Annotated in this window: 12 protein-coding genes; 11 read left to right on the top strand and 1 reads right to left on the bottom strand. The window is 62.2% G+C overall.

Annotation, left to right across the window (positions count from 1 at the left end; translation table 11 throughout):
• Position 1: 1 nt before the first annotated feature.
• From accA to ispD, 6 genes are all read left to right on the top strand, one after another.
• A complete protein-coding gene (accA, locus tag HU725_RS17520; RefSeq protein WP_186478714.1) occupies positions 2–949 on the top strand; it encodes an acetyl-CoA carboxylase carboxyl transferase subunit alpha in 948 nt (315 codons plus the stop codon).
• 138 nt (positions 950–1,087) lie between these two features.
• The gene (gene tilS, locus HU725_RS17515) at positions 1,088–2,371 is read left to right on the top strand and encodes a tRNA lysidine(34) synthetase TilS (protein ID WP_186478713.1); all 1,284 of its coding nucleotides are present in this window, start codon (positions 1,088–1,090) and stop codon (positions 2,369–2,371) included.
• A 269-nt stretch (positions 2,372–2,640) separates the two neighbouring features.
• Positions 2,641–4,269: a CTP synthase gene (gene pyrG, locus HU725_RS17510; RefSeq protein WP_050704421.1), complete on the top strand. Its 1,629-nt coding sequence runs from the start codon at positions 2,641–2,643 to the stop codon at positions 4,267–4,269.
• Positions 4,270–4,469: 200 nt separating this feature from the next.
• Positions 4,470–5,759 carry a phosphopyruvate hydratase gene (gene eno, locus HU725_RS17505; RefSeq protein WP_060480143.1) on the top strand — a complete coding sequence of 430 codons (1,290 nt, stop codon included), beginning with the start codon at positions 4,470–4,472 and terminating at the stop codon, positions 5,757–5,759.
• Between the two features lie 169 nt (positions 5,760–5,928).
• Entirely contained in the window at positions 5,929–6,210 is a 282-nt protein-coding gene (ftsB, locus tag HU725_RS17500) for a cell division protein FtsB (protein WP_060480142.1), read from the top strand.
• A complete protein-coding gene (gene ispD / locus HU725_RS17495) occupies positions 6,207–6,914 on the top strand; it encodes a 2-C-methyl-D-erythritol 4-phosphate cytidylyltransferase (protein WP_186478712.1) in 708 nt (235 codons plus the stop codon). The genes ftsB and ispD overlap by 4 nt, the downstream gene beginning before the upstream one ends.
• A 135-nt stretch (positions 6,915–7,049) precedes the next feature.
• Here ispD and HU725_RS17490 read toward each other — a convergent pair whose 3' ends face one another.
• The gene (locus HU725_RS17490) at positions 7,050–7,946 is read right to left on the bottom strand and encodes a LysR substrate-binding domain-containing protein (protein WP_186478711.1); all 897 of its coding nucleotides are present in this window, start codon (positions 7,944–7,946) and stop codon (positions 7,050–7,052) included.
• 108 nt (positions 7,947–8,054) lie between these two features.
• On the opposite strand from HU725_RS17490, the gene HU725_RS17485 reads away from it, so the two are divergent.
• From HU725_RS17485 to surE, 5 genes are all read left to right on the top strand, one after another.
• Entirely contained in the window at positions 8,055–9,167 is a 1,113-nt protein-coding gene (locus HU725_RS17485; protein ID WP_060480139.1) for an S-(hydroxymethyl)glutathione dehydrogenase/class III alcohol dehydrogenase, read from the top strand.
• Positions 9,168–9,175: 8 nt separating this feature from the next.
• Complete coding sequence (fghA, locus tag HU725_RS17480; RefSeq protein WP_186478710.1) at positions 9,176–10,030, top strand: S-formylglutathione hydrolase; 855 nt, start codon at positions 9,176–9,178, stop codon at positions 10,028–10,030.
• 85 nt (positions 10,031–10,115) lie between these two features.
• Positions 10,116–10,589: a 2-C-methyl-D-erythritol 2,4-cyclodiphosphate synthase gene (gene ispF / locus HU725_RS17475; RefSeq protein ID WP_060480137.1), complete on the top strand. Its 474-nt coding sequence runs from the start codon at positions 10,116–10,118 to the stop codon at positions 10,587–10,589.
• The gene (gene truD / locus HU725_RS17470) at positions 10,586–11,644 is read left to right on the top strand and encodes a tRNA pseudouridine(13) synthase TruD (RefSeq protein ID WP_186478709.1); all 1,059 of its coding nucleotides are present in this window, start codon (positions 10,586–10,588) and stop codon (positions 11,642–11,644) included. Before ispF ends, truD begins: the two co-directional genes overlap by 4 nt.
• Positions 11,632–12,381 carry a 5'/3'-nucleotidase SurE gene (gene surE / locus HU725_RS17465; protein WP_186478708.1) on the top strand — a complete coding sequence of 250 codons (750 nt, stop codon included), beginning with the start codon at positions 11,632–11,634 and terminating at the stop codon, positions 12,379–12,381. Before truD ends, surE begins: the two co-directional genes overlap by 13 nt.
• Positions 12,382–12,407: the final 26 nt, after the last annotated feature.

Here is a 12,407-nt window from a genome sequence, read left to right as displayed (position 1 = left end):
TATGAACCCGAATTTTCTCGATTTCGAACAGCCGATTGCCGACCTGCAAGCCAAGATCGAAGGCCTGCGCCTGGTAGGCAACGACAACTCGCTGAACATCAGCGATGAAATTGCCCGTCTGCAAGACAAGAGCAACACCCTGACCGAAAGCATCTTCGGCAACCTGACCAGCTGGCAGATCGCCCGCCTGGCGCGCCACCCACGTCGTCCTTACACCCTGGACTACCTGGAGCACATCTTCACCGAGTTCGAAGAGCTGCACGGCGACCGCCACTTCTCCGATGACGCTGCCATCGTTGGTGGTACCGCGCGTCTGGATGGCAAGCCGGTGATGGTCATCGGGCACCAGAAGGGCCGTGAAGTGCGTGAAAAGGTACGTCGCAACTTCGGCATGCCGCGCCCTGAGGGCTATCGCAAGGCTTGCCGCCTGATGGAAATGGCCGAGCGCTTCAAGATGCCGATCCTGACCTTCATCGACACCCCGGGCGCCTACCCTGGCATCGACGCCGAAGAGCGTAACCAGAGCGAGGCCATCGCCTGGAACCTGCGGGTCATGGCTCGTCTGAAAACCCCAATCATCGCTACCGTGATCGGTGAGGGTGGTTCTGGCGGTGCACTGGCCATTGGCGTGTGCGATCAGCTGAACATGCTGCAGTACTCCACCTACTCGGTCATCTCGCCCGAAGGCTGCGCGTCGATCCTGTGGAAGACCGCCGACAAGGCTGCCGACGCCGCCGAAGCCATGGGCATCACTGCCGATCGCCTGAAAAGCCTGAACATCGTCGACAAGGTCATCGAGGAGCCGCTGGGCGGCGCCCACCGTGATCCGGCCAAGATGTCCGAGAGCATTCGTGCCGACTTGGTACAGCAGCTGGACATGCTCGGCAAGCTCGACCACGACACCCTGCTGGCCCGTCGTTACGACCGCTTGATGAGCTACGGTCTCTGATTCATCCCAGGGCCGCGCTGCGGCCCATATGGGCGCGGCTTCACCCGCGAAACAGGCGATGCGGTGCACGGCACTGGCTTCGCGTGGGTTCGCGGGCAAGCTCACATGGATCCGGTTATCAAGCCAAGTGAGGCGCACATGATCAACCTCACCCCTTGGCGCAACGCCCCCACCTGGTACATCGCTTTCTCTGGCGGCCTGGACTCAACCGTGCTTCTGCATCTGTTGGCCGAACACGCCCGCCAACCTTCAGCTCCTGCGCTGCGTGCCTTGCACATCCATCACGGCCTGCAATCGGCCGCCGACGCCTGGCCGGCCCACTGCCAAGCCATCTGCGACAAGCTCGGCATCGAGCTCCAGGTCATCTACGTCCAGGTTTCCTCCAGCGCCAGCCTCGAACAGGCCGCCCGCGACGCGCGATATGCAGCCTTCGAGCAGATCCTCGCGCCCGGTGAAATCCTGTTCACCGCTCATCACCGCGACGACCAGGCCGAAACCTTGCTCCTGCGCTTGCTGCGCGGCGCCGGGTTGCGTGGCCTGGCGGCAATGCCTGCGCAGCGACGATTAGGGCAGGGCAGCCTGGTTCGGCCATTGCTGGGAACCTCGCGTCAGCAGTTGCATGACTACGCCCACGCCAATGAGTTGGTGTGGATCGAAGACCCGACGAACGTGGATACCACCTTCGACCGCAACTACCTGCGCGCAGAGATGTTTGCGCCATTGCAGCAGCGTTGGCCCCAAGCCCGCCAGAACATCGCCCGCTGTGCAGAACACCTGGGGGAGGCTCTGGGCTTGCTCGATGAATTGGCTGCAGGCGACCTGGCGCAAGCCGTGCAGGGCGCAGCACCTGCCTGGGCAACGTTGCCCTCGCTCGACTTGGCGACGCTTGTCCGATTGTCGCCTGCGCGCCAGCGCAATGCCTTGCAATACTGGCTCAGCAAGCGAACCCGGTTACCCGACACGCGGCATTGGGCGGGCTGGGCAAATCTGCGGGACGCGGCGGCGGATGCGCAGCCGGTCTGGCGGCTCGCTGACGGGTGCCTGCTGCGTAGCCAGGGGCGCATCTGGTGGTTGAGCGGGGACTGGCTGCAAACACCCAAAGGTGAGTACCCATGGGCAGACCCCGGCGCCAGCCTGGCGCTGCCTGGCAACGGCTACGTGCGTCTTGATGTCGCTGGGCCGCAGAGCGATCTGCACATCGCCTACCGCCAGGGCGGTGAGATGCTGGATGTCGCCGGGCGCGGGCGACGCGACCTCAAGCGCCTGCTCAACGAGTTGCAGGTCCCGCACTTTGTGCGCCCGCGCCTGCCGTTGCTGTTTTGCGGCGAACGCTTGCTGGCGGTGGCCAATCTGCCATCCTTGGCCCAAGCCGATTGCCAGCTTCATTGGGCGCTGCCGACGAACGCGCAAGGTTTGAGCTGAAGGGTACATTCCGGTAGACTACCCTCCCTTCTTGATACAACTTCTGTGGCTTCCCCGGAAACACAGCAGTTGCCGATTACCAAGCAGTTTTTTGCTGGGCTGATTCTGAAAATGACGAGCGAGCTCCATGCCGGGAATACTCCTGGTCTGTACAGACGCGGCAGTTTTTCGAGATGCACTGTGATTGACGCAGGTGATCGGGGGCTTCGGCCTTCCTTCGCTTTCTCCGGCGGCGCTGGCCGCCTTAACGCAGACTTCTAGGGTTTTTCATGACGCGCTACATATTCGTCACGGGCGGTGTTGTTTCTTCATTGGGGAAAGGCATTGCCTCGGCTTCCCTGGCGGCCATCCTGGAAGCGCGGGGCCTGAAGGTCACCATGCTCAAGCTGGATCCGTACATCAACGTCGATCCGGGCACCATGAGCCCGTTCCAGCATGGTGAGGTGTTCGTCACCCACGATGGCGCCGAGACCGACCTGGACCTGGGCCACTACGAGCGGTTCATCCGCACCACCATGACCCAGAACAACAACTTCACCACCGGCCGCATCTACGAGCACGTGCTGCGTAAAGAGCGCCGTGGTGACTACCTGGGCGCGACCATCCAGGTCATTCCGCACATCACCGACGAAATCAAGCGCCGCATCATCAAGGGTGCAGGCGATGCCGACGTGGCCCTGGTGGAGATCGGCGGTACGGTGGGCGACATCGAATCGCAACCGTTCCTCGAGGCGATCCGCCAGCTGCGGGTGGAAGTAGGCTCCAAGCGCGCCATGCTGATGCACCTGACATTGGTACCCTACATCGCCACTGCTGGCGAGACCAAGACCAAGCCGACTCAGCACTCGGTCAAGGAACTGCGTTCCATCGGCCTGCAGCCTGACGTATTGATCTGCCGTTCCGACCACCCGGTCGATGCCTCGTCGCGCCGCAAGATCGCGCTGTTCACCAACGTCGAAGAGCGTGCGGTGATTTCGCTGGAAGACGTCGACACCATTTACAAGATCCCAGGTGTGCTGCACGCCCAGGGCCTGGACGACTTCGTCGTCGAGCGTTTCGGCCTGCAGTGCAACAGCGCCGACCTGTCCGAGTGGGACAAGGTCGTCGATGCCAAGCTCAACCCTGAGCAGGAAGTGACCATCGCCATGGTCGGCAAGTACATGGAGCTGCTGGATGCGTACAAGTCGCTGATCGAAGCGATGAGCCACGCCGGCATCACCAACCGAACCAAGGTCAACCTGCGTTACATCGACTCCGAAGACATCGAGAACCAGGGCACCAGCCTGCTCGAAGGCGCCGATGCCATTCTGGTGCCAGGCGGTTTCGGCCTGCGTGGCGTGGAAGGCAAGATCACGGCCGTGCAGTACGCCCGTGAGAACAAGGTGCCGTATCTGGGCATCTGCCTGGGTATGCAGGTGGCCGTGATCGAGTTCGCCCGCAACGTAATGGGCTGGAAAGACGCCAACTCCACCGAGTTCGACCGCAACAGCGGCCATCCGGTGGTCGGCCTGATCACTGAGTGGGCCGATGCCACAGGTGCCGTCGAAACCCGTACCGAAGCGTCCGATCTGGGCGGTACCATGCGCCTGGGCGCGCAGGACTGCCAACTGGCTGCCGGCTCCAAGGTCCACGACTGCTATGGCAAGGACGTGATTACCGAGCGTCACCGTCACCGCTACGAAGTCAACAATAACCTGCTGCCTCAGCTGGTTGATGCTGGCCTGGTGGTATCTGGTCGTTCCGAGGACGGCGCGCTGGTCGAAGTGGTCGAATCCAAAGATCACCCATGGTTCGTGGCTTGCCAGTTCCACCCGGAGTTCACCTCCACCCCGCGTGACGGCCACCCGCTGTTCAGCGGCTTCGTCAAAGCGGCCCTGGCCCAGAAGAACAAAGCCTGATTTTTTCAGGTCTTTGATGAGTTTTCCGACGGTTAAAGCCGCGCAAGGCTCATTTCTCGGGTAAAGTACGCCGCGATCTTCCCCTGACCGTTCGGTCAGGGGTCGCTTCTGCCAGGCCTGCCTGCTGCGTCCCCGCCTGGTGCAAGGCAAGAATTTCCTAAAGTTGCGTTGTTTTCGTCAATTCTGGAGTGCTTACAACAATGGCAAAAATCGTCGACATCAAAGGTCGTGAAGTTCTCGATTCGCGTGGCAACCCCACTGTGGAAGCCGATGTACTGCTCGACAACGGCATCATCGGCAGCGCTTGCGCGCCGTCCGGTGCTTCCACCGGCTCGCGCGAAGCGCTGGAGCTGCGTGATGGCGACAAGAGCCGTTACCTGGGCAAGGGCGTGTTGAAGGCCGTCGCCAACATCAACGGCCCGATTCGTGACCTGCTGCTGGGCAAGGATCCTTCCGACCAGAAGGCCCTGGACCGCGCCATGATCGAGCTGGACGGTACCGAGAACAAGGCCAAGCTGGGCGCCAACGCCATCCTGGCCGTGTCCCTGGCTGCCGCCAAGGCCGCTGCACAGGACCAGGATCTGCCACTGTACGCGCACATCGCCAACCTCAATGGCACCCCAGGCCAGTACTCCATGCCGGTTCCGATGATGAACATCATCAACGGCGGCGAGCACGCCGACAACAACGTCGACATCCAGGAGTTCATGGTTCAGCCCGTTGGCGCCAAGACCTTCTCCGACGGCCTGCGCATGGGCACCGAAATCTTCCACCACCTCAAAGCCGTGCTCAAGGCCCGTGGCCTGAACACTGCCGTGGGTGACGAGGGTGGTTTCGCCCCGAACCTGGCTTCCAACGAAGACGCCCTGGGCGCCATCGCCGAAGCTGTGGAAAAGGCCGGCTACAAGCTGGGCACCGACGTGACTCTGGCATTGGACTGCGCGGCTTCGGAGTTCTACGAAGACGGCAAGTACAACCTGTCCGGTGAAGGCAAGTCGTTCGACGCCGAAGGGTTTGCCGAGTACCTCAAAGGCCTGACCGAGCGCTTCCCGATCATCTCGATCGAAGACGGCCTGGACGAGTCCGACTGGGCTGGCTGGAAAATCCTCACCGACAAGATCGGTACCAAAGTACAGCTGGTGGGTGACGATCTGTTCGTGACCAACACCAAGATCCTCAAGGAAGGCATCGAGAAGGGTATCGGTAACTCGATCCTGATCAAGTTCAACCAGATCGGCTCGCTGACCGAAACCCTGGAAGCCATCCAGATGGCCAAGGCTGCCGGCTATACCGCAGTGATCTCGCACCGCTCCGGTGAAACCGAAGACTCGACCATCGCCGACCTGGCTGTGGGTACCGCTGCTGGCCAGATCAAGACTGGTTCGCTGTGCCGTTCCGACCGTGTCTCGAAGTACAACCAACTGCTGCGCATCGAAGAGCAACTGGGCGCCAAAGCGGTTTACCGTGGTCGTGCCGAGTTTCGCGGCTAAGCAAGAGATGGTAAAAAGACAGCAACCGAGGCTGTCGGGGCTTGGGTACTGAATTTCGGTACCCAGCCATCCGGCGCTTCATGCGGGTTTCTGTCCACGAAGCCTGGCCTCGGCCAGGCTTCGTGCTATATGACGTCCGTGTGCGGCGGTCTTTAATCTGGATACCTTGATGCGCAGTCCCTATTGGTTGTTCCTTGTCCTGCTTGTGCTGCTCGGTGGCCTGCAATACCGCCTTTGGGTGGGTAACGGCAGCCTGGCGCAAGTGGCCGAGCTCAAGCAGCAGATCGAAGAACAGCATGCCGAGAATGAACGGCTGCTGGAGCGTAACCGTGTGCTCTATGCCGAGGTGCTGGAGCTCAAAAAAGGTATGGAGACCGTTGAAGAACGGGCTCGTCATGAACTTGGAATGGTCAAAGAGGGCGAAACCCTCTACCAGCTGCCGCAAAAATGATTGAACCCTTACCGGCTTTCTGGGCCGTGATCCCTGCAGCGGGCGTGGGTGCCCGCATGGCTGCCGATCGCCCCAAGCAATACCTGGAGCTGGCTGGGCAGACGCTGCTCGAGCATAGCCTCGATTGTTTCCTTGGCCACCCCTCGCTCAAAGGCGTGGTGGTCAGCATCGCCGAAGACGACCCTTACTGGCCTCGGCTTGGCTGCGCCAGTGATCCGAGTATTCAGCGTGCACCGGGCGGTCGTGAACGTGCCGATTCGGTGCTCAATGCCTTGTTGTTGTTGCATGCCCAAGGGGCATCGGAGCACGACTGGGTGCTAGTGCACGATGCGGCGCGGCCGAACCTGGCCCGTAGTGACCTGGACAAGCTGCTGTCGGAGTTGGCCGGTGACGCCGTCGGTGGGCTGCTGGCGGTGCCGGCTCGGGATACGCTCAAGCGTGCCGATGCCAGTGGGCGGGTCGCCGCGACGGTGGACCGCAGCACCATCTGGCAAGCGTATACGCCGCAGATGTTTCGCTTGGGCATGTTGCATCGGGCATTGGCCGAGAGTCTGGTTTCCGATGTGGTAGTGACCGATGAGGCTTCTGCCATCGAGTGGTCTGGGCAGGCGCCGCGCCTGGTCGAGGGGCGCAGTGACAACATCAAAGTCACCCGACCGGAAGACCTGGAGTGGTTGCGTCAGCGCTGGGCGGGCAGGCGCTGATCAACCGTTACTGCTCCGGTCTGGTCGCGTGCGAACCCGCCCGTAAGGGTGGCGCTAATCTGAAAACCTGCGCAGCCCCGGCAGGTTTATCCGCGAAAACGCCGGCCCGGGCAGATGCGTCAATCCTCCCGCACCCTAGACATGCCGATACTCCGGCAGGCCGCCTAGGCCCTCTTTCAGATAATCAACCAGCCGCCTGACCTTCGGCGACAGATGCCGCTGCTGCGGATACAACGCCCATACCGCCGTATTCGGCGGCTGGTGCCCCTCAAGCAACGACACCAGTGCGCCAGAGTTCAGGTGTTCGAGCACGTAGTAGTCAGGTAACTGGCACAACCCCATGCCCAACAACGCGGCATCCAGCACCGCCTGGCCACTGTTGCAACGCCAGTTGCCCTGTACCCGCTGACTGATCTCACGGCCATCGTATTGCAGTGCCCACAGATCGGAGCTGCCGATCAGGCAGTTGTGCCTGGCCAGTTCGGAAAGGCTGTGCGGCCGCCCGTAGCGCTCCAGGTACGCCGGCGACGCGCACAAGTACATGCGCCGCGGTGCAAGGCGCGTGGCGATCAGCCGCGAGTCGGCCAGCCGGCCGAGGCGAATGGCCAGGTCCATGCCCTCGTGCAGCAGGTCCAGGGTGCGGTTGCTCAGCTCCACCTCGACCCGCAATTGCGGGTACAGCGCCATGAAGCGGGTCACCAGCGGCACGATGAAGCGCTCGCCGTAGGCCACCGCACAGGTCATGCGCAGCAGGCCCTTGGGCTCGCTGGCAAGGTCACCCATGGCGCGCAAGGCTTCTTCACGGCCGTCCTGCAGGCGCTGGCAGTGTTGCAAGAAAGTCTGCCCAGCTTCGCTCAACGCTACCCGGCGGGTACTGCGGTAGAGCAAGCGGGTTTGCAGGCGCTCCTCCAAGCGAGCGATCTGCCGGCTGATATGGGACGACGATACGCCCAAGCGCTCGGCGGCCGCCGTGAACTGACCGGACTCGGCCACGGCGACAAATTCGTCAATGCCTTCCCAACGGCTGCTCATGAATTATCCCTGTATGGCAATAATGTTTTGGCTTGGCTCGGATTATTTATCAAAAGTGGCTGGATTACACTGCTGGATTGAATCGATCCTCTGTCTGGAAACCCTGTGATGATCAAGTCCCGTGCTGCCGTAGCCTTCGAGGCCAAGAAACCCCTGGAAATCGTCGAAGTCGACGTGGCCATGCCCAAGGCCGGCGAGGTGCTGCTGCGCGTGGTCGCCAGTGGTGTTTGCCACACCGACGCCTACACCTTGTCCGGTGCCGACCCTGAAGGCATCTTCCCGTCGATCCTCGGTCATGAAGGTGGGGCGATCGTCGAAGCCGTGGGCGAAGGCGTGACTTCGCTGGCGGTGGGCGATCACGTGATCCCGCTTTACACTCCCGAATGCGGCAAGTGCAAATTCTGCCTCTCCGGCAAGACCAACCTATGCCAAGCCATCCGCGCTACCCAAGGCAAAGGCTTGATGCCCGACGGCACCACGCGCTTCTCGTACAAGGGCCAGCAGTTGTTCCATTACATGGGCACCTCGACCTTCTCCGAGTACACCGTACTGCCTGAAATCTCCGTGGCCAAAATTCAGAAAGAAGCGCCGCTGGAGAAGGTCTGCCTGCTCGGTTGCGGGGTCACCACCGGCATCGGCGCGGTGCTCAATACCGCCAAAGTGAAAGCCGGTGACACCGTGGCCATCTTCGGCCTGGGCGGTATCGGGCTGTCGGCGGTAATCGGTGCGGTCAAGGCCAAGGCTTCGCGCATCATCGCCATCGACATCAACCCAGCCAAGTTCGAAATCGCTCGTCAACTGGGCGCCACCGACTGCATCAACCCCAAAGACTACGACCGCCCGATCCAGGAGGTGATCGTGGACCTCACCGACGGTGGCGTGGACTTTTCGTTCGAGTGCATCGGCAATGTGCAGCTGATGCGCGCGGCGCTGGAATGCTGCCACAAAGGCTGGGGCGAGTCGGTGATCATTGGTGTCGCCGGGGCCGGCCAGGAAATCGCTACCCGCCCGTTCCAGCTGGTGACTGGCCGCGTCTGGCGTGGTTCGGCATTCGGCGGGGTGCGTGGCCGCAGCGAGCTGCCAAGCTATGTGGAAATGTCCGAGAAGGGTGAGATTCCGCTCGATACCTTCATCACCCATACCATGGGCCTGGAGGACATCAACAAAGCCTTCGACCTGATGCATGAAGGCAAGAGCATCCGTAGTGTGATCCACTTCTGAGGTCAGCCATGAGCCTGGATAACATCTCCTGCCAGAAAAGCTTCGGCGGCTGGCACAAGCGTTACCGGCATCACTCCAAGGTGCTGGGCTGTGACATGGTGTTCGCTGTATATCTGCCACCACAGGCCGAGCAGGGCGAGAAACTGCCGGTTCTGTACTGGCTCAGCGGCCTCACCTGCACCGATGAGAACTTCATGCAGAAGGCGGGTGCCCAGCGCCTTGCCGCAGAACTGGGGCTGATCATCGTCGCACCCGACACCAGCCCGCGGGGCGAGCAGGTGCCGGGCGACCCTGAGGGTGCTTGGGATTTTGGCCATGGCGCCGGGTTCTATCTCAACGCCACCCAGCAACCTTGGGCGCAGCACTACCGCATGCATGACTACGTGGTGCAGGAACTGCCAGCACTGATCGAGGCGCACTTCCCAGCGTCCGACCAGCGCAGCATCAGCGGCCATTCCATGGGTGGGCACGGCGCGCTGGTCTGCGCATTGCGCAATCCAGGGCGCTATCGCTCGGTGTCGGCATTTTCGCCGATCAGCAATCCGATCGATTGCCCGTGGGGTGAAAAAGCCTTCAGCCGCTACCTGGGTGAAGACCGTGCGCGCTGGCGCGAATGGGACGCCAGCGTGTTGCTGGCCGAAACCCCGGCAGGCCAGTGCCCGCCGGTGCTGGTGGATCAGGGCGACCGCGACGATTTCCTCGAGAAGCAACTCAAGCCCGAGGCATTGGAGCTGGCCGCACGCAAAGGCGGGCATGAGCTCGTTCTGCGCCTGCAGCCTGGCTACGATCACAGTTACTACTTCATCGCCAGCTTCATCGATGAGCACTTGCGCCATCACGCGGTGGCCCTTGGGCGCGTGTAGGCGTCTTGGCGGGCCGCCCAGATGGCAACCCAATAGCGGCTAAAGCAGGTAGAATCACGCCCTGACTCAATCAGGGCGTTCTTCTATGCGTATTGGCCACGGCTACGATGTGCACCGTTTCTGCGACGGTGATTTCATTACCCTGGGTGGGGTGCGTATCCCTCACAAATACGGCCTCCTGGCCCATTCCGACGGTGACGTGCTGCTGCACGCACTGAGCGACGCTTTGCTCGGTGCCGCGGCGCTGGGCGACATCGGCAAGCATTTCCCCGATACCGACCCGCAATTCAAAGGCGCCGACAGCCGTGTGCTGCTGCGTCACGTGGTCGCGATCGTCAACGCCAAGGGCTGGCAGGTCGGTAATGTCGACGCCACCATCGTTGCTCAGGCTCCGAAAATGGCCCCGCACATCGAAACCATGCGTCAGCTGATCGCCCAAGACCTGCAGGTTGAACTCGACCAGGTCAATGTCAAGGCCACCACCACCGAGAAGCTTGGCTTCACCGGGCGTGAGGAGGGTATTGCCGTGCATGCGGTCGCCCTGTTGCTGCCAGCATGACCGAACTGGACTTGCTGGGCCCGCGGGCCACGGGCCAATCGTTGGGCAGCGCCGTGCTCAAGGCCGTGGCTGAAGACTTCCAGGTCGACGAGGTACTGGACATCCCGCTGTCAGGTCAGGGCGAGCACCTGTGGTTGTGGGTCGAGAAGCGTGATCTCAATACCGAAGAGGCTGCCCGCCGGCTGGCCCGCGCTGCCGGTGTGCCAGTGCGCTCTATCAGCTATGCCGGGCTCAAGGACCGCCAGGCCTTGACCCGGCAGTGGTTCAGCCTGCACCTGCCGGGCAAGGCCGACCCGGATCTGGCACGGGCTCAAGACGATACCCTGCGCATCCTCAAGCAGGTGCGCCACCAGCGCAAACTGCAGCGAGGTGCCCATTCGGCCAATGGCTTCACCCTGCGCCTGACCGCGCTGGCGGCTGATCGTCAGGCCCTCGATGCTCGGTTGGAACAACTCAAGCGACAAGGGGTGCCCAACTACTTTGGTACCCAGCGATTCGGCCATGGCGGTGGCAATGTCCACGATGCTCAGGGCTGGGCCGCCCGCCGGGCTTTGCCGGAGCAACGCAACGTGCGCTCGCGCCTGCTGTCGGCAGCGCGCAGCTATGTGTTCAACCAGGTACTGGCGGCACGTGTAGCCGATGGCAGCTGGCAGCGCGCACAAGTTGGAGACCTGCTGGCGTTTACCGATAGCCGTAGCTTTTTCCAAGCAGGCGAGCAGGAATGTTGCGATCCTCGTTTGAGCATTCTTGATCTGCACCCCACCGGCCCCTTGTGGGGGCAGGGGCCGTCGCCTGCGGCTGAGGCGACTTGCGCGCTGGAGACAGCGATAGGCGAGCGTCACGCGGCGCTGTGCCAATGGCTCGCCGATGCGGGCATGGATCACGAACGGCGAATACTGCGGCTCCCTATTGGCGGCCTGACGTGGCATTATCCCGAGCCTGATATCCTGCAACTGGAATTCGTCCTTCCGGCCGGATGCTTCGCCACCGTGGTGGTGCGCGAGCTTGTTGATCTGGTGCCGGCAGGGCAGACGGACAGCCCATGCGTATTCTGATTTCGAACGACGACGGTGTTACCGCACCGGGCCTCGCCGCGCTACATGATGCGCTCGCGGATTATGCCCAGTGCGTGGTGATCGCCCCGGACCAAGACAAAAGCGGCGCCGGCAGCTCGCTGACACTGGACCGGCCGCTGCATCCTCAGACGTTGGCCAATGGTTTCATCAGCCTCAATGGCACGCCGACCGATTGCGTGCACCTGGGCCTCAATGGCTTGTTGCCTGAGCCGGTGGACCTGGTCGTCTCGGGCATCAACCTGGGGGCGAACCTGGGGGATGATGTGATTTACTCCGGTACGGTCGCTGCCGCGCTGGAGGGCCGCTTCCTGGGCGGCACTTCGCTGGCCTTCTCGTTGTTGTCGCGACAGCCTGACAATCTGCCGACCGCCGCCCACTTCGCCCGCCGCCTGGTGGAGGCGCTGCCGCGCCTGCAACTACCACCGCGCACTGTGCTCAACGTGAACATTCCCAACCTGCCGTTGGAGCACATCCGCGGCATTCAGCTGACCCGCCTTGGTCACAGGGCACGGGCGGCGGCGCCGACCAAAGTGGTCAACCCGCGTGGCAAGGAAGGTTACTGGATCGCCGTGGCGGGCGACGCCGAGGACGGCGGGCCGGGCACCGATTTCCATGCGGTCATGCAAGGCTACATTTCGATCACTCCATTACAGCTGGATCGAACGTTCAACGATGCCTTCGAACAGCTCGACGGCTGGCTGGAGGGCCTGCTCTGATGCGTGATCAGGACGATCTGCAGCGC

This window comes from Pseudomonas promysalinigenes, assembly GCF_014269025.2.
In the GTDB taxonomy this organism is placed as follows: domain Bacteria; phylum Pseudomonadota; class Gammaproteobacteria; order Pseudomonadales; family Pseudomonadaceae; genus Aquipseudomonas; species Aquipseudomonas promysalinigenes.
Note: the sequence above shows the minus strand (reverse complement) of the source record. Positions and strands in the feature narration are given on the sequence as shown.

Excerpts from the sequence above, each read along its gene's own strand:
- accA (WP_186478714.1), top strand. The coding sequence starts at position 2 with ATGAACCCGAATTTTCTCGATTTCGAACAGCCGATTGCCGACCTGCAA.
- tilS (WP_186478713.1), top strand. The coding sequence starts at position 1,088 with ATGATCAACCTCACCCCTTGGCGCAACGCCCCCACCTGGTACATCGCT.
- pyrG (WP_050704421.1), top strand. The coding sequence starts at position 2,641 with ATGACGCGCTACATATTCGTCACGGGCGGTGTTGTTTCTTCATTGGGG.
- eno (WP_060480143.1), top strand. The coding sequence starts at position 4,470 with ATGGCAAAAATCGTCGACATCAAAGGTCGTGAAGTTCTCGATTCGCGT.
- ftsB (WP_060480142.1), top strand. The coding sequence starts at position 5,929 with ATGCGCAGTCCCTATTGGTTGTTCCTTGTCCTGCTTGTGCTGCTCGGT.
- ispD (WP_186478712.1), top strand. The coding sequence starts at position 6,207 with ATGATTGAACCCTTACCGGCTTTCTGGGCCGTGATCCCTGCAGCGGGC.
- HU725_RS17490 (WP_186478711.1), bottom strand. The coding sequence starts at position 7,946 with ATGAGCAGCCGTTGGGAAGGCATTGACGAATTTGTCGCCGTGGCCGAG.
- HU725_RS17485 (WP_060480139.1), top strand. The coding sequence starts at position 8,055 with ATGATCAAGTCCCGTGCTGCCGTAGCCTTCGAGGCCAAGAAACCCCTG.
- fghA (WP_186478710.1), top strand. The coding sequence starts at position 9,176 with ATGAGCCTGGATAACATCTCCTGCCAGAAAAGCTTCGGCGGCTGGCAC.
- ispF (WP_060480137.1), top strand. The coding sequence starts at position 10,116 with ATGCGTATTGGCCACGGCTACGATGTGCACCGTTTCTGCGACGGTGAT.
- truD (WP_186478709.1), top strand. The coding sequence starts at position 10,586 with ATGACCGAACTGGACTTGCTGGGCCCGCGGGCCACGGGCCAATCGTTG.
- surE (WP_186478708.1), top strand. The coding sequence starts at position 11,632 with ATGCGTATTCTGATTTCGAACGACGACGGTGTTACCGCACCGGGCCTC.